The 16,666-nt window shown below is 59.2% G+C and carries 13 protein-coding genes; 9 read left to right on the forward strand and 4 right to left on the reverse strand.

Annotated elements, in window-relative coordinates; all coding sequences use genetic code 11:
* The first annotated feature begins 12 nt into the window (after nucleotides 1-12).
* Nucleotides 13-873: an endonuclease/exonuclease/phosphatase family protein gene (locus tag HLUCCO03_RS00245; protein ID WP_027829916.1), complete on the forward strand. Its 861-nt coding sequence runs from the start codon at nucleotides 13-15 to the stop codon at nucleotides 871-873.
* A 72-nt stretch (nucleotides 874-945) separates the two neighbouring features.
* Here the strand turns inward: HLUCCO03_RS00245 and rpmG are convergent, their stop codons facing one another.
* The 3 genes from rpmG to radC all read right to left on the reverse strand — a co-directional run bounded on the left by rpmG (nucleotide 946) and on the right by radC (nucleotide 2,224).
* Nucleotides 946-1,101 (reverse strand): 50S ribosomal protein L33, encoded by a 156-nt coding sequence (gene rpmG, locus HLUCCO03_RS00250; protein WP_007153739.1) that lies wholly within the window; start codon nucleotides 1,099-1,101, stop codon nucleotides 946-948.
* 11 nt (nucleotides 1,102-1,112) lie between these two features.
* The gene (gene rpmB / locus HLUCCO03_RS00255; protein WP_027829915.1) at nucleotides 1,113-1,349 is read right to left on the reverse strand and encodes a 50S ribosomal protein L28; all 237 of its coding nucleotides are present in this window, start codon (nucleotides 1,347-1,349) and stop codon (nucleotides 1,113-1,115) included.
* Between the two features lie 200 nt (nucleotides 1,350-1,549).
* Entirely contained in the window at nucleotides 1,550-2,224 is a 675-nt protein-coding gene (gene radC / locus HLUCCO03_RS00260) for a DNA repair protein RadC (RefSeq protein ID WP_027829914.1), read from the reverse strand.
* A gap of 137 nt (nucleotides 2,225-2,361) precedes the next feature.
* Here radC and coaBC point away from each other — a divergent pair, with 137 nt between their 5' ends.
* The 7 genes from coaBC to argA all read left to right on the forward strand — a co-directional run bounded on the left by coaBC (nucleotide 2,362) and on the right by argA (nucleotide 11,691).
* Nucleotides 2,362-3,564, forward strand: coding sequence for a bifunctional phosphopantothenoylcysteine decarboxylase/phosphopantothenate--cysteine ligase CoaBC (gene coaBC / locus HLUCCO03_RS00265; RefSeq protein ID WP_027829913.1), 1,203 nt, complete (start codon nucleotides 2,362-2,364; stop codon nucleotides 3,562-3,564).
* On the forward strand, nucleotides 3,561-4,022 hold the full coding sequence (gene dut / locus HLUCCO03_RS00270) for a dUTP diphosphatase (RefSeq protein WP_027829912.1): 462 nt from the start codon (nucleotides 3,561-3,563) through the stop codon (nucleotides 4,020-4,022). Before coaBC ends, dut begins: the two co-directional genes overlap by 4 nt.
* Nucleotides 4,023-4,107: 85 nt before the next feature.
* Complete coding sequence (locus tag HLUCCO03_RS00275; RefSeq protein WP_027829911.1) at nucleotides 4,108-6,738, forward strand: phosphomannomutase/phosphoglucomutase; 2,631 nt, start codon at nucleotides 4,108-4,110, stop codon at nucleotides 6,736-6,738.
* 59 nt (nucleotides 6,739-6,797) lie between these two features.
* Complete coding sequence (argB, locus tag HLUCCO03_RS00280; protein ID WP_027829910.1) at nucleotides 6,798-7,694, forward strand: acetylglutamate kinase; 897 nt, start codon at nucleotides 6,798-6,800, stop codon at nucleotides 7,692-7,694.
* 71 nt (nucleotides 7,695-7,765) lie between these two features.
* Nucleotides 7,766-9,013, forward strand: coding sequence for an acetylornithine deacetylase (locus tag HLUCCO03_RS00285; RefSeq protein ID WP_027829909.1), 1,248 nt, complete (start codon nucleotides 7,766-7,768; stop codon nucleotides 9,011-9,013).
* Nucleotides 9,014-9,039: 26 nt separating this feature from the next.
* Nucleotides 9,040-10,200: an acetylornithine deacetylase gene (gene argE, locus HLUCCO03_RS00290; protein WP_027829908.1), complete on the forward strand. Its 1,161-nt coding sequence runs from the start codon at nucleotides 9,040-9,042 to the stop codon at nucleotides 10,198-10,200.
* Nucleotides 10,201-10,380: 180 nt separating this feature from the next.
* Nucleotides 10,381-11,691, forward strand: a complete 1,311-nt coding sequence (argA, locus tag HLUCCO03_RS00295) for an amino-acid N-acetyltransferase (RefSeq protein ID WP_027829907.1) — start codon at nucleotides 10,381-10,383, stop codon at nucleotides 11,689-11,691.
* On the opposite strand, the gene HLUCCO03_RS00300 is transcribed toward argA, so the two are convergent.
* Nucleotides 11,662-12,732: an aminopeptidase gene (locus HLUCCO03_RS00300; RefSeq protein WP_027829906.1), complete on the reverse strand. Its 1,071-nt coding sequence runs from the start codon at nucleotides 12,730-12,732 to the stop codon at nucleotides 11,662-11,664. The genes argA and HLUCCO03_RS00300 overlap by 30 nt on opposite strands.
* A gap of 161 nt (nucleotides 12,733-12,893) precedes the next feature.
* Here HLUCCO03_RS00300 and HLUCCO03_RS00305 point away from each other — a divergent pair, with 161 nt between their 5' ends.
* Nucleotides 12,894-16,655, forward strand: a complete 3,762-nt coding sequence (locus HLUCCO03_RS00305; protein ID WP_027829905.1) for a DUF1631 family protein — start codon at nucleotides 12,894-12,896, stop codon at nucleotides 16,653-16,655.
* The last annotated feature ends 11 nt before the right edge of the window (nucleotides 16,656-16,666 follow it).

The following is a 16,666-nucleotide window of genomic DNA, read 5'->3' on the forward strand; positions in this document are numbered from 1 at the left end:
GCTGCCATCACAATGTATAATCGCATCCGCAAGCAGCTTAACGGAATTCTGAAGTCCCCGAACGGTCGTCGTGGGGCCTGTTCTGGTGATGATCATGTCCCGGAATTCGAGCCTCACCGCCATATCCGGCTGCTGACGTTCAACATTCAGGTTGGCATCAACACATCCTCGTATCACCATTACCTGACCCGCAGCTGGCAGCATTTCCTTCCTCACAGCAAGCGCATCCAGAACCTGGACCGCATTGCCACGCTTCTCAGCAACTACGATGTGGTTGCGCTGCAGGAGTGTGACGGAGGCAGTCTGCGCAGTGGATACATCAATCAGGTGCAGTATCTGGCCGAGGCTTCGGGCATCCCCTACTGGTATCAGCAGCTAAACCGTAATCTCGGGCAACTGGCCCAGCACAGCAATGGCCTGCTTAGCCGCTATAGACCGCTGGAGGTGACCGAACACAAGTTGCCGGGATTGATCCCCGGGAGGGGGGCCATTGTTGCCCGCTACGGCGTTGAGGAAGATCCGCTGGTGCTGGTGATGATGCATCTGTCCCTGAGCAAGGCGGCCCAGCAGCGCCAGCTGGCCTACATCCAGGAACTGATTTCCGAATACCAGCATGTGGTTCTGATGGGCGACCTCAACAACCATGCGGAAGAATTGCTCAGTAACACTCCGCTGAAGCATTCGAACCTGGTACCCCTGCCGGATACCGCCCACAGCTTCCCCAGTTGGCGACCGGAGCGGGCGCTGGATCATATCCTGGTGAGCCCGAGCCTGGAGATCAGGCGCTCGGAGGTGGTCAGTTACCCGGTCTCCGATCACCTGCCGATTGCGATGGACATCAAGCTGCCCCAGGGCTATCTCGAGACTTTCTAGCAAATCGGTAAAACTTTTCAGCAGACATTAAAAAACCCGGCCGTGGCCGGGTTTTTCGAGGTCACGAAGATCTTACTTGATCTTGGCTTCCTTGTACGCAACGTGCTTGCGGACAACCGGATCGTACTTTTTGATCTCGATTTTTTCCGGGGTGTTACGCTTGTTCTTGTTGGTCGTGTAGAAGTGACCAGTACCTGCTGATGAAACCAGCTTGATTTTCTCGCGCATGATGCGGCTCCTTAAAATTTCTCGCCGCGGGCACGAAGATCGGCCAGCACAGCGTCAATGCCTTTTTTATCGATAACACGCATACCCTTGGTGGATACGCGCAGCTTTACGAACCGCTTCTCTGATTCAACCCAGAAGCGATGGTTCTGCAGGTTGGGCAGAAAACGACGACGTGAGTGGTTCATCGCGTGAGAAACGTTGTTACCGGTGACCGGCCGCTTACCGGTAACCTGACAGACTCTGGACATACTTGCCTCCGACCTGAGCTTTGGTCCTGAAAATGCGTATTTAATTCGTTTAATTGCGTCTCTGGTTGCTACCTGCGCCTCAAAATTGCACGCTGCTCGCCAGACGCCGCCAGAAAGGGACGCTTTTATACCAGAACTGCCGCCCCAACGCAAAAAATTGTTGGGAATTTGGCCAGTTTTCCGGTGAAACCTGGTCCGATTTACATCAGCCCCCGTTCAGCAAGGGATATTACCTCACCATGGCCGACAACCATATGGTCAAGAACCCTGATATCCACCAGACCCAGGGCCTCTTTCAGTCTCCTGGTCAGGGAAATGTCGGCCTGGCTCGGCTCCGCCACACCCGAGGGATGGTTGTGAGCGAAGATGACCGCTGCTGCATTGAACTCCAGGGCCTGCCGGACGACCTCCCGGGGGTAAACGGCAGCGCCATCAATGGTGCCCCGAAACAACTCCTGGTATCGGATAACACGGTGGCGGTTATCCAGAAACAGGCCCGAGAATACCTCGTGGGGATAGGTGCCAAGCCGGCTGCGCAGGAAGCGGCGGGTATCTCCCGGCGAACGCAGCGGGTCGCCCTGGCGCAGCGGCTCGTCCATGACCCGGCGGGCCATTTCCATGGCCGCCTGCACCTGGGCGTATTTAGCCGTACCCAGCCCTTTCACATCACAGAACTGGCGCCTGGAGGCTGTCATCAGGCCGCGCAGCCCACCGAAGACCTCCGTCAGATGGCGGGCGAGCGCCATGACAGGCATTCCGGCAGTGCCGGTGCGAAGGAATATGGCCAGTAGCTCGGCATCGGAGAGGCTGGCGGCGCCATGGGCCAGAAGGCGTTCTCTCGGGCGTTCGTCGGTGGGCCAGTCGGTATTTGCCATGATTGCGTCCTTTCGGTTGTATTTTGCGCGTCCTGCGCTACTCAAGTTCAGGATTCTACCATGGCAGACAGGCTGCCGGCAGCGCTCTGGCGTGCTATCTTATAAGCCTTTCATTTTGTGATGAATACGGAGCCAATATGGCCGCTAAACGAATCCTGCTGGGTGTGACCGGTGGCATCGCTGCCTACAAGAGCGCAGAGCTGGTTCGCCTGCTGAAAAAGTCCGGCCATGAAGTACGGGTGGTGATGACCCGGGGCGCGGAAGCCTTTGTTACACCACTGACGTTCCAGGCGCTCAGTGGCGAGCCGGTCAGGACGTCGTTGCTGGATCCGGAAGCGGAATCCGGCATGGGGCACATCGAGCTGGCGAAATGGGCGGATCAGATAGTGATTGCACCTGCCTCTGCGGATTTTATCGCCCGTCTGGCCCAGGGTATGGCGGATGATCTGCTGACTACCCTGTGTTGCGCCACGGAAGCGCCGATTGCAGTGGCACCGGCGATGAACCAGGCAATGTGGAGTAACGGGCGCACCCGGCGCAATATCAGCCTGCTGGAGTCCGACCCGCAAATCAGCCTCTGGGGCCCGGATCAGGGGGCACAGGCCTGTGGAGATGTAGGGCCGGGCAGGATGCTGGAGCCTGCCGCGCTCCATGACCTGATCGCTGGTGTGGCTGCCGGCCCGCTTACCGGCAGGCGTGTGGTCATTACCGCCGGCCCCACCCGGGAGCCCATTGATCCGGTGCGTTACATCAGCAATCACAGCTCCGGTAAAATGGGTTATGCCCTCGCTGCCGCTGCCCGGGCGGCCGGCGCGGAGGTTGTGCTGGTCAGTGGTCCCGTCTCCATCACCGCACCCGCGGGTGTCGGAGTCCGGGGCGTGATGACCGCCCGGGATATGCTGGAAGAAGCGACCAGGGCGGTCGACGAGGGCTGCGACCTGTTCATTGCGACAGCGGCAGTGGCTGACTATCGTCCAGATGCCTGTGCCGGTGACAAGATCAAGAAATCCGACGAGGATATGAGCCTTTCACTGGTGCGCAACCCTGATACCCTCGCGACCATTGCGTCCCGGGCCGACGCTCCGTTCACTGTCGGATTTGCAGCAGAAACCCGTGATGTTGAGCACTACGCACTCGACAAACTGAAACGGAAGAAGCTCAATATGATTGTGGCCAATGATGTATCCGCACCGGGCCTGGGTTTCAACAGCGACAATAATGCCGTCACCGTTTTCTGGCCCGGGGGGCGGGAGTCCATAGGGCCTGACAGCAAGGCGGTGCTTTCACAGCGGTTGATTGCGCTGATTGCGGAACAACTGAACGACAAGGAATATCAATGACCCGCAAGACATTTCAGGTACGCATTCTGGATGACCGGATCGGAAATACAGTGCCTTTCCCACACTACGCAACTGAAGGCTCGGCCGGTCTGGACCTGCGGGCCTGCCTGGACGGACCTCTGACCCTGAAGCCCGGCCAGACCGAACTGATCCGAACCGGTCTTTCCATACACATTGCCGACCCCTCCCTGGCCGCGATGATTCTGCCCCGCAGTGGGCTGGGGCACAAACATGGCATCGTCCTTGGCAACCTGGTGGGCCTTATTGATTCCGATTACCAGGGTGAACTGATGGTGTCCTGCTGGAACCGCGGGCAAACGGAATTCACTGTAGAGGTGGGTGAGCGCATTGCCCAGCTGGTACTGGTACCGGTGGTGCAGGCCGACTTTGAGGTTGTGTCTTCCTTCGACGCGAGCCAGCGCGGAGACGGTGGGTTCGGCTCAACAGGCACCCGCTGAGGCTGAAGGCGCAGAACAGCGTTCAGGGTCTATACTTCCCTGATAAATGAAGAATCCGGGCGAAACAATACCAGCAGGATGGACTATGAAGCTTGGCAAAAAGAAGAACTCTGAAGAAGCTGCACCTGACGGCAAACCAGACAGGAAGCAGGCAAAGAAACAGAGCAAAGACAGGAAGGCGGCGGGAGGCCCGCGTCACAAGCGGCTTAGCTCGGTATCAATGGCCCAGGCTCTGGTTGTTGTTGCAGCCGGAGCGGTATCTGCCATCCTGCTCTATTTCCTGCTGACGGAACCGTCCGAGGCCCGTCGCTATGAAATGCAGGCGGCTCTGGAAGCGGATACCGCAGCTGTCAGAGTAAGCCAGCAGTTCTCCTTGCTGCAGTCCGCGGTAGAAGGGATTGCCAGTCAGGATCACGTGTTGGCCGCACTTCGTGGTGAGTCCTCCACAGATGAGGTTGCTGCAGACCTGGCCGGAACCCTGCCGGGGCTGGAGGCGGTTTATCTGTTTCCCTATGGCGATATTCCCCGCAGTGCCAACGAACCGACCCTGGGTTTTGCGGGCCTGGATCTGGCCCGGCGGGCCGAAACGGGCCGGAAACTTTATCCGGATGCCTTCCCCCGTGACGGACAATGGTACCTGCAAATGGCGTCGCCCGTCCGCAATCCCCAGAGCAGGGCGGTTGCCGGCAGTGTGCTGATGGTTTTCGACACAGAGCAACTGCAACCGTTATTGTCGGGCGTCAATCAGGAACTTGGGGGGCAGTTCTCCCTCGTGCAGTCTGTTGATGGCTCAAACCGCACCATCGTCAGCCAGGGCAGTGGCAATGGTCCGGTCCAGGCACGTGACCTGACGAATCCGGACTGGGAGCTTCAGTACAGGCCAGCAGCCTCCCCGGAGCCGCTTGTGAACAGCACGCTGGCCATTATTCTTGCGCTGGTTCCTGCCATTGTTGCGGCCATTGTTGTCTGGTTGCTGCTCGGCAACGCCCAGAAAGGGCTGCGGCAGGAAGTCACCGTGATGATCCAGTGGGCTCACAAGGTATTTGGTGGCGAGCGGATAAAACCGCCGGCCCTGAAATGGGATATGGTGGCGTCCACGGCGGAAGTGCTTCACCGGCTTTCCCAGATGGTGGAAAAGCGGGTTGCCAAGGCCGGTGAATCGGCCCGTCCCAAAGCGGGTGCTGGCGGGCAGGCGCAAAAGCCCGCAGCCGATGAGCCCCTGTTCCAGGACAAGGATATGCTTGACATCGACATGCTGGACGGTGACGACGATGTGCTTGGCTTTGGAGGTTCCGGCGGGCCTGAAGATACACCGGAGGTGGAAGAGGTTTCCCTGCCGGAAGCAGACGTGTCAGATACAATATTCAGGGCCTATGATATCCGTGGCATTGTTGGCGAGACCCTGACGCCCGATATTGTCACTGTCATTGGCCGGGCCATTGGCAGTGAGGCAATCGAGCGTGGCGTGGACAGCCTCTGTATCGGCTACGATGGCCGTCATTCCAGCCCCGAATTGTCGGACGCCCTTGCCAGGGGCGTGATGGCAACCGGTTGCAATGTCATTCATGTGGGAGCGGTGCCGACACCTGTACTCTATTTCGCCACCCACGAACTGGGCACCGGTTCAGGCGTCATGGTGACGGGTAGCCATAATCCCGCCAACTATAACGGGCTGAAGATCATGCTGGGGGGGGATACCCTGTCCGGTGACGCCATCCAGAAGCTGTTACAGCGCATCCGCACCGGCGATTTTGCCAGCGGGCAGGGCAACCAGTCCTCGGAAGACGTTCGTCGTGCCTACCTGGATCGCATTGTTGGCGACATAGCCGTTGCTGCGCCGCTCAAGGTGGTGGTCGATGCCGGCAATGGCATTGCCGGCGAACTGGCGCCGTTGCTGATTGAAGAACTGGGCTGCGAAGTGATTCCACTTTACTGTGAGGTGGATGGCGACTTCCCCAATCACCATCCCGATCCCGGCAAGCCCGAGAACCTGGCGGATCTGATCGACCGGGTCAAGACCGAGGGGGCTGACATCGGCCTGGCCTTCGACGGCGATGGCGACCGCCTGGGCGTGGTCACCAATACCGGAAAGATTATCTGGCCGGACCGCCTGCTGATGCTTTTTGCACGGGATGTGGTTTCCCGTAATCCCGGTGCCGATGTCCTTTATGACGTCAAATGCAGCCGCCGCCTGGCGGGTGTCATATCCGAAGCGGGCGGCCGGCCGATCATGTGGAAAACCGGCCACTCGCTGATGAAAGCAAAAATGAAGGAAACGGGCGCCCTGCTGGCCGGCGAGATGAGCGGCCATATATTCTTCGGCGAGCGATGGCTGGGTTTTGATGATGGCCTGTATTCCGCCGCCCGTTTGCTGGAAATCCTGGGTATCGAAGACCGCCATTGCGACGAGGTCTTTGAGGACTTCCCGGAGGATATCAGCACACCGGAACTGAACGTGGAAGTGTCGGAAGAAACCAAGTTCGATCTGGTGGAACGTCTTGGCCGGGACGGCAACTTTGGTGACGCCAATATCAGCACCATTGACGGTATACGTGTGGAATACACCGACGGCTGGGGTCTGTGCCGTGCCTCCAATACGACTCCGGTGCTGGTACTTCGCTTCGAGGCGGAAACAGAGGAGGCACTGGAGCGAATCAAGGCGGTGTTCCGGGAACAGCTGCAGAAAGTGGCACCGGATCTTGTCGCGGATTTCTGATGGCTCTGGAATAATCACAGAATCAATGAACGGGTTTTTTCACTGACAAGGCAATACGAATGGCTCTGGATCGTGAAACAGCAATGCAGGTGGCAGCAGTACTGAGTAAGGGGCTGCCCTATATTCAGCGGTTTACCGGCAAGACGGTTGTAATCAAGTACGGCGGTAACGCCATGGAGAATGAGGAACTCAAGAGCAGCTTCGCCCGGGATGTGGTGTTGATGAAACTCGTGGGCATCAACCCCATTGTGGTTCACGGGGGCGGGCCGCAGATCGGTGAGTTGCTGGAGCGTCTCAATATCAAGTCCAATTTTGTCAATGGTATGCGGGTTACCGACAGCCAGACAATGGACGTGGTAGAGATGGTGCTGGGTGGCCAGGTGAACAAACAGATCGTTTCCCTGATCAACGCCCACGGAGGCACCGCCGTTGGCCTGACCGGCAAGGACGCAAACCTGATCCGTGCCAGAAAGCTTGAGGTGATGAATCGTTCTCCCGAACTTGAGCGGCCGGAAATCATTGATATCGGCCATGTGGGGGAAGTGGCCAGCGTAAATGTGGAAGTCATCGAAATGCTGACCCGCAGCAACGTGATTCCGGTGATTGCCCCCATTGGTGTTGGCCCTGATGGTGCCTCCTATAACATCAATGCCGATCTGGTGGCGGGTAAGGTGGCTGAAGCCATGAAGGCTGAAAAGCTGATCCTGCTCACCAACGTTTCCGGTCTCAAGAGCAAGGAAGGAAAGGTGCTGACGGGACTGACCGCGAAACAGGTCAACGAACTGATCGAAGACGGCACCATCCACGGGGGCATGTTGCCGAAAATCCGCTGTGCCCTGAACGCGGTGGAAAACGGCGTTCGTACCTCTCATATCATCGACGGCCGGGTGGCCCACGCAACGTTGCTGGAAATCTTTACAGACGAAGGTGTCGGTACGCTGATCTCCCGCAACTGACCATTACCGCCTGTCACCCTGATGCCTCCGGGCCAGGATGATTCCGACGTTCTACCCGAGAGGACCGATTCATGAAGCGCCTGCTGACCTTTCTGGTTGTCCTGACCCTGCTTGGCTACCTGGCCTTCAAGGGAGCGGTCTGGTGGCTGGCGGACCAGAGGCTTACCGAGGCCCGCAAGGCGGTGGAAGACATCGGCGTGATTGACCGGGGCGATATTCGTTCCGGTGTGGAGGGTCGGCTGACACTGGGTGATGGCAGTTACCAGGACTTCCGCCTGACCCAGCCCATGGAATTCGGCCGTCTGGTATTCAATGCCGGCTCACCCGTGGCATTGCTGACCGCACTGGTCAATCCCGCCGACCTGCCCCCTGGCTGGTCCCTGCAGGCGGAAAATCTGCGCCTGATGCTGGATACCAACATGTTCCGGAACTGGGTGACCGCAGGCGCTGATATGACGCCAGCCCTGTTCTCCCCGGTTTGTGGCCCGGATCATCGGCAGCATCTGGGCAGCGGTGACCTGCTTCGGCTCGGGGTTTCCGGGATATCCGGCGAGGCCCTTGTTATCCAGCGCTCTGACGGACTGTACGCGGAACTGACCACCGTCAATGCCGGAAGCATTGAAGTGGACTGGCCGGGAGCGCGGCTGGACCCGCTTCAACTGCCCGGGCTGGCAGAGTCCACATCCTCGGCAATGACGGTAACACTTCGCGACGGTGGCCTGATGCGCCGGGTGGCGGCCTATTGTTCCCGGGAATCCGGAGTGGAAACCGAAGAATGGACCGGTATTGTAATGGAAGCCTTCAGCGATGGTCTCAGGGCCCGGGGTTTCAGCGCCAGCGATCAGTTGCTGGCACTCTACCGGCAGTGGCTGACCGAAGGTGGTGAGCTGACCCTTGAACTGGATCCGTCGGCCCCGGTGTGGGGTGTGCCCGTGAGGGATGGTGAAGAGAATGCCGATGCCAACCTGAATGTCCGCTATAACCACTCGCAGGTGCCTGGCGTCTATCTGGAAAGCGTAGAACCGGAGTTTCCGGAACAGCCGGAAGCCATGCTGGAGCCGGTTGTTCCCGATGCTGGTGGCAGCGGTGGTATTGTTGCCGGCTGGAATCCTGCTGAAACAGACGATGCCGAATCATGGATCGGACGAACGGTGAGAGTCACCCTGGAGAATGGTAATGTGGTAGAGGGGCGCCTGGTCAGCGTGGACGAAAACCGGATGGAAGTCGCGCGGCTGATGGACGGCGGTGAAGTGGCGTACCCCATTGCCATACGACTGGTTGCAACTTTTGAGGTCTGGCGTCGCGGCCAGGCCCGCTAGCCCTGAGACAGGGCGGAGAGTTTTCTATGTCCGGATCCACACAACATCTTCCCGGCATCCGCGAGATGCTCACCAGGCTGATTTCCCAGCCTTCGATCAGCAGTGCCTCAGCCGAATGGGACTACAGCAACGAGCCCGTGGTTCGTACCCTGGCAGAATGGCTGGAGCCCATGGGTTTCCAGGTCGAATTGCTGGAAGTGCCGGGAATGCCCGGCAAGTACAACATGATTGCCACCCTGGGCAGCGGCCCGGGTGGGCTGGTGCTCTCGGGCCACACGGATACCGTGCCCTTTGATGACAAACGCTGGCAAAGTGACCCCTTCACCCTGACCGAGCGGGACGACCGCTGGTATGGCCTGGGCACCTGCGACATGAAAGGCTTTTTCCCCCTGGCCATTGAAGCGGCCAGAGCCTTCGTGGGCAAAGACCTCAAGCAGCCGCTGATTATCCTGGCCACCGCCGACGAGGAAAGCTCCATGAACGGCGCCCGGGCCCTGGCCGAAGCCGGCCGCCCAAAGGCCCGCTATGCAGTGATTGGTGAACCCACCGGCCTGAAACCCGTGCGCATGCACAAGGGCATCATGATGGAGCGCCTGGTCTTCGAGGGCCAGTCTGGCCACTCCTCGGACCCTTCCCTGGGCCGCAACGCCATGGAAGGAATGCACGAAGCCCTGGGCGAACTGCTGGCCCTGCGTTCCGGCTGGCAGGCAAAGTACAGCAACCCCAACTTCAAGGTGCAGGTGCCCACCCTGAACCTGGGCTGCATCCACGGCGGTGACAACCCCAACCGCATCTGTGCCCGTTGCGAACTGCACTTCGACCTGCGGCCCTTGCCGGGAATGGACATGGACGGCCTGCGCCAGGAGATACTCCACAAGCTGCAGCCACTGGCAAAAAGCCGGGAACTCAGGATGGAGTTTGAGCCCTTGTTTGATGGCGTTCCACCGTTCGAAACTCCGGCTGATGCAGAATTGGTCCGTGCCTGCGAAAAACTGACGGGCCACACGGCAGAAGCGGTCGCTTTCGCGACTGAAGCACCCTGGTTGCAGAAACTGGGACTGGAGACGTTAGTGATGGGCCCCGGCCACATCGACCAGGCCCATCAACCCGACGAGTATCTTGAACTGTCCCAGTTGGACCCGGCGGTAAGAATCCTCAAGGGGTTAATCAAAGAGTTCTGCCTTTGATCTCCAGGAAGGCAATCCCAGGTTGGGACGAGGATATTGGCGGGAGACTCCCCCAAAACCGTGGAGCGCCAAGGATGGCGCGACCGAGCCCTACAGGGACGTATTCACGGGCGTGTTTTGGGGGAGTCTCCCGCCAATATCCGGACTACTCCAGAAGCTGAAGACTCGCAGGAGACGAACTTGAAATCGAACGAATGGTTGCATGGATTCCGCCACTCATCGCCCTATATCAACGCCCACCGCGGTCGTACGGTAGTGTTGACGATTGGAGGCGATGCCATTGCCCATGACAATCTGATAAACATCATCCATGACATAGCACTGCTCAGCAGCCTGGGCATCAGGCTGGTCGTGGCCTTTGGTGCCCGGCCCCAGATCCAGGCGCGGCTGGATCATGCCGGCGAGGAATCCAGTTTTCATCGGGGATTACGAGTAACGCCGGAACATCAGTTGCAGCCCGTGCTTGAAGCCATCGGTGGATTGCGGGCGTTCCTGGAAAGCCAGTTATCCATGGGCCTTGTCAATTCACCCATGCACAACGCCCGGATTCGTGTCAGCAGCGGCAATTATGTAACCGCGCGGCCGGTAGGCGTGCTGGATGGCATCGATTTCGGCCATACCGGCCGGGTGCGCCGGGTAGACGTGGCCGGCATCGAGAAGCTGCTGGAGCTGGGCCATATCGTGCTGTTGCCGCCGCTGGGTTATTCACCCACCGGGGATGCCTTCAACCTGTCCTACGAGGATGTGGGCAGCCAGGTGGCCGCTGCGTTGCAGGCCGAGAAACTGATCATGTTCACCGAGAACCGGGGGCTGCTGGATGAAGATGGCCAGCTGATGCGGGAACTGTCCGCGCGGCAGGCATCCGACCGGCTGTCCGCGGGCATGGTTCAGGGTCATGACGGGGATCTGCTGCGGGCGGCCTGTGATGCCTGTGTCAGGGGGGTACGCCGTGCCCATATTATCAGCTACGCCGATGATGGGGCGTTGCTGGAAGAGCTCTTTACCCGTGATGGTTCCGGCACCCTGGTAAGCAGTGACAACTACGAGCAGGTTCGTCAGGCCAGGGTGGAAGATATCGGTGGCATACTGGAGCTGATTCAGCCCCTGGAGGAACAGGGCATCCTGATAAGGCGCTCGCGGGAAATGCTGGAAACCGAGATCGGGAGTTTCGTGGTGGCCGAGCGGGACGGCACGATTGTCGGATGCGCGGCTCTTTATCACTATCCCGATGAAAGTGCCGGTGAGCTGTCGTGCTTCGCGGTGGACCAGGCCTATCGCCGTGCTGGCCGCGGCGATGAGATTCTGGCGATGATTGAAAAACTGGCCAGGGGCCAGGGCATTCAGCGTCTGTTCGTCCTCACCACGCAGACCGAACACTGGTTCCGGGAGCGGGGCTTCCAGCCTTCTACCGTGCGGGAGTTACCCGGGCTCAAACTGGCGTCCTACAACACCCAGAGAAACTCAAAGGTCTTCGTCAAAGCGCTGTCCTAATTCCGCCAGGGTCCGTCGGCGGGATTCCTCCGGCTGCTCTGAAAGCGCTTCCACCGCCTTGTAGAAGGCCGAGAAATCATTGTCGCTCTCCCGGATCAACTGGCGGAAGGCCGGCACATGTTGGTTGTACTGACTGAACAGGGCCAGGTTGGCGTTGTTGAGATTCCCGGGGTCTTCGCCGAAAGGCCCCGCCTGCTCCCAGTCTTCTGACAGGGTGCGATAGTCGTCCTCAAGCTGCCGGAATACCCTGCTCTTGCGCTGCCGGAGTTCAGAGGCTGGCAGGGTGTCCTGTTGCTCGTAGAGCGCTTCCAGTTGTTTCGACGCCGTTTCCACCAGGGCCAGCGTCTGGTTGCGTTGACGCAGCCGCGCCAGGGCCCTGTGGAATCCTTCCCGGTCACCCCGCTGTTTCAGCCACAAACGCAGCCCCTCCAGTTCCACAGCGGTTGCAAAGCTCTCGTTGAAGGCCGTATCGTCGTTGATATAAACCACCCGATGCGCCAGTTCATGGAACATCAGGGCAACCATGCGGTTGTCGGAGAGTGAAGTGAAACCGGTATGCAGTGGGTCGTCGAACCAGCCCAGGGTGGAGTAGGCAGTGACGCCGCCGATGAAGGTATCGTAGCCGTTGTCGATAAATGACTGCTCTTCCTTGCGGGCTTTTTCGAGCTGGTAGTAACCCCGGTAGGACTGGCAGCCAATCACCGGGTAGCACCATCGGTGCGCCTGGAGAGAAAATTCCGGTACCGCCACCAGATTGACCACAACCCAGGGGCGGCCGAGTTCGGCATAGCTGGAAAAGGCTTCACCTACCGGCAGCGCCAGGCGGTCAGCGGCAAACTCGCGGGCATCATTCGCAACGCTGAGCTTCTGCTGGAGCCGGGAGGGGGTTGACGGGGCATTCAGCAATTCAGTGACCGGTTGGGTGGACATCATCAGCGACAGATGACCACTGACTGCCTGGCTGTAATAGCCTAATGTCGTACACCCGGAAAGTGTCGTTATCAGTAGCATAACGAGATAGATCTGACTAAGCTGTGTCATGGTTCACGCTGTTATTCTGTTGCTGACTGGCATGTCGGTCAGGGTTTATATTACAGCTATGTTCCCCCAAGTAGCAGGCAGCGGTCGCTGCCTTTCAGGGATACCGGCCGGTGACCGGAAAAGAACCGGGCCACCAGGCTTTGCCAGATATCAGGTAGTTCATGGATCCGAAAGAACGTCGTTCGAGCCCCCGCCAACCTATCAAACTTGCCGCCCAGCTGGATGTTGGCACTGGTGAAAACCTGCCATGCCAGATTGCGGATTTCTGCGCGGAAGGCCTGTTTGTCCGGTATTCCGGGGAAACCTCGAAAAAACTGGACCAGGTGCTGGCGCGGGGTACCCCGGAACTGGTGATCCGTTTCCGCAGTCCCGATGGGCGAAAACGCCATGAACTGCATGTGGATGTGATGCGCCGGATTGACGGTGCCATGGGTGTTGCCTTCACCCGATCCAATCCGGAAGCCGTCAACGCCATGCTGGAGCAGTGTGGGGCCAACCGTAACCAGGACCGGGCCTCATTACGCGCACCCAGTGACAAGGTCCAATTTGTCCTGCACCAGTCGGCAAAAGCGGTGATCCAGTACATTGAACCGCTGATGGATGCGTGCTTCGTAAAGATGATTACCGCCCTGCGTGAATCAGCCCAGAGAGCGGGCAATGATCAGCAGGCAAATGAATTCATGGATGCCTCGGGCCAGCTTCAGGCTCGCCAGAGGATTGTCTGGCACCAGATGGCCAGAAGCCTGGAGTCACCCCTGAAACCGGCCCCCAAAGGCGCACCGGGGGCGGAACTGTCGGTGGTGGACAAGGGCGAGTTTGAAGACTGGCTGACAATCCGGGTAATGGTTACCAAGGCGGATACCCAGTATCGGGGAGATCTGCTTCAGCTCAAGCTCCGCCTCGACAAACTGGGCATTGCCAACTCCACCGGTCATCACAACCCACTGGGGCCTTCGCTGATCTGTGAATCCTTCCATTCCGGCCTGAGCCTGCTCAAGGCAGACCGGGAAGTGGAGAAGGTGTGCCTGAAGGTGTTTGAAAAGTCGGTACTGATGAACCTGGGCCCGCTGTACCGGGAGTTGAACAGTATCCTGATTCGCCATGGCGTCCTGCCGGATCTGGACCTGAGCAAGTATCTGAGCGAGCAGGTGCCCGCCGACAGCGGCAAAAGGAGTAAGGAATCGCCGGTGGCACCCATCAGGCCCGAGGTAACGGCCCGGGAGGCGGACGCGCCTGCCGGCGAGGCGCCGGCTTCGGAACCCAGGACCGCCCGCTACCCGGGCTGGAAATCCGCTTCTGAGTTCCGTGGCTATGCCGCGGCTGCACAAACTGCCTTCGCCACCGTCAAGAATCTGCTGGGCACCTTGACGGCAAGCCGTCTGGCTCGCGGTGATATGGAACCGGTGGAATTTTCACCCGGTGCCAGAGAACTGTCTGCCGGGGAATTGCAGAAACAACTCCATGAACTTCAGCTACAGGCCGCGACTGCCAGCCCGGATCAGCCATCCCTTCGGGAGCGCGTGGTGGAGCGGGTGAAGGAAAGCGGCGAACACGCCCTGGGTGCAGAGGAACAAAGTACGCTGGATGTGGTGGACCGATTTTTCAGCAGCGTGGTGGAAAGCCCGAAACTCAGCGAGTATGCCCAGGCCCGGATGCGCCAGCTGGAAGTGCCGGTGCTGAAAGTGGTCATGCGGGATCCGGCGTTTTTCGACGATCAGGACAGCCCCGTGCGCGGTGTCATGAACCGGCTGGCCCAGCTGGGCGTAAAGGGTGGGCGCGTCAATCCGGTCGTGCAGCGGCGGATCGACGAGCTGGTTCAGCGAATTGCCACCGATTTCGAGCAGGATACCGGTGTATTCGAGAGCGCCGTGCAGGAACTGGATGCGCTGATTGATCGCCAGAACCTGGTGTACCGGCGTAATGTGGAACGGGTGACAGCCGCCGCCGAGGGTGCCCAGAAGGTATCGGAATCCAAGAAGGCGGTGGCGGCCGTTCTGGAGCAGAAACTGGCCGGGCGGAAAGTGCCAAAGGCGGTTGTCAGCCTGCTGGACGGTGGCTGGCGTGATTTGCTCTCGCTCACCTGGATCCGCCAGGGCGAGGACAGTCCGCTGTGGCAGGATTACCTCTCCGTCATCGATTCGCTGATGACGTTTGCAGATGATCCCCAGAATACCATCAACCTGCCGGAGTTGTTGCGGGTGATCCAGGACGGCCTGGCCTCCATTTCCAGCAACCACATGCCATCTTCCCAGATTCGTGACGAGCTGAAGCAGTTTCTGGTGCGTCGGCCCGATAGTCCTCCGGATATGGTCGAAATTCCACCGGCGAAAAGTGAGGACGACAAGAAGCAGGCCCTGTCAGAGCGGGAGCAGCGCAGCCTGCAGCGCTGGATCAACCGTGCCCAGCAGTTACGCACCGGTGACTGGCTCCGGGATCAGGAAAAACCCGACGAGCCCCAGTATATACGCCTGGTCTGGGTGGCCCGGGGCTTCAGCCGGTTTGTGTTTGTCAATCACCAGGGTATGCGGGTTGTGGAACTGGATCTGGAAGCGCTGGCCCAGCAGATGCGCAAAGGCATTATCGTGCCGGATAGCCAGTATGAGCGGCCGCTGGTGGATGAGAGCATCGACCGGATGGTGCGTAAGGTCTACGATCAGCTTTCCTGGGCCTCTACCCATGATGAGCTGACGGGGCTGCTCGGGCGCCGGGAGTTCGAGCGCATGCTGGAGCAGCAGCTGGCCCGGCGTGAGGATGAGCGCGCGCTTGTCCGGCTGGACCTGCGGCAGTTCCGGTTGCTCAATGATACGGCCGGGTATCAGGCGGGGGACGAAGCGTTGCGGATGGTGGCCGATGTACTCCGCAGCCACGTGGGTGACGGCATGCCATTGGCGCGGCTCTCGGGTAACGAATTCGCCCTGATGCTGCCGGCGGAAAGTGCACTGGCAGCGGCCCGGGAAATCGTGTCGGCGATCGAAGCCATGGAATTCAACTTTAACTCTGGGAGTTATAAGCTTTCGGCCAGTGCCGGGCTGGCACAGGAAATGCCCGCGCTGGCCAACGCCGAGCGTTGGCTGAAAGCGGCGGAAGAAGCCATGAAAGCGGCGAAGAAACGCGGCCATGGCAAGGTCATTGAATATTCCCTCGACGCCCACGACCACGCCCGCCAGGAGCAGATTGCCGCCAAGGTGGCCAATCTCGGGGATCTCAATGAAGAGCGTATGCTGCTGCGGTGCCAGAAGATTATCCCGTTGCATCCCCACACCACCATGGCGCCCCAGTACGAGATCCTCATCAGCATGTATGACGACGCCGGTAACCTGATTACCGGCAAGGATTTTGTCCGTATGGCCGAGCGCTACGACCGCATGCAGGCGGTTGATCGCTGGGTCGTGGGGCAGATGCTTGACTGGTTGCGGGACAAGGCGCCCGACCCGGAGCATATGGGGGGTATCTGTATCAACCTGTCCGGGCACTCGCTGAACGATCAGCTGTTGATGGAATTCATCTACGACAAGCTGAGCCAGAAAGACGCTCCCATAGAGAGAATCTGGTTCGAGATTACCGAGGCCTCCGCCATCAACGACATCCAGGGAATTTCAGAGTTTATCGACGAGATGAAAGAGCTGGGTTGCCGGTTCTGTCTGGGTGATTTCGGCAGTGGCCCGACATCGTTCCAGTTCATGCGTAGCCTTCCGGTGGACCTGATCAAGCTGGACAGCGCTTTCACCAATCAGCTGGACACCAGTGAAACAGACCAGGCAATGGTGAAGTCAATGGTGGACATGGCCCATTACATGAAACGGGAAGTGATTGCCTCACAGGTTGAAACCCGCGGGGTTCTCGATATGCTGACCAGTCTGGGTGTGGATTACGCTCAGGGGTTCATCATCGAAAAGCCGCGGCTGCTTACCAGCCTGGACTGACTTTCCGGATC

Origin of the sequence: Marinobacter sp. HL-58 (assembly GCF_001314605.1) — a bacterium.
Lineage (GTDB): Bacteria > Pseudomonadota > Gammaproteobacteria > Pseudomonadales > Oleiphilaceae > Marinobacter.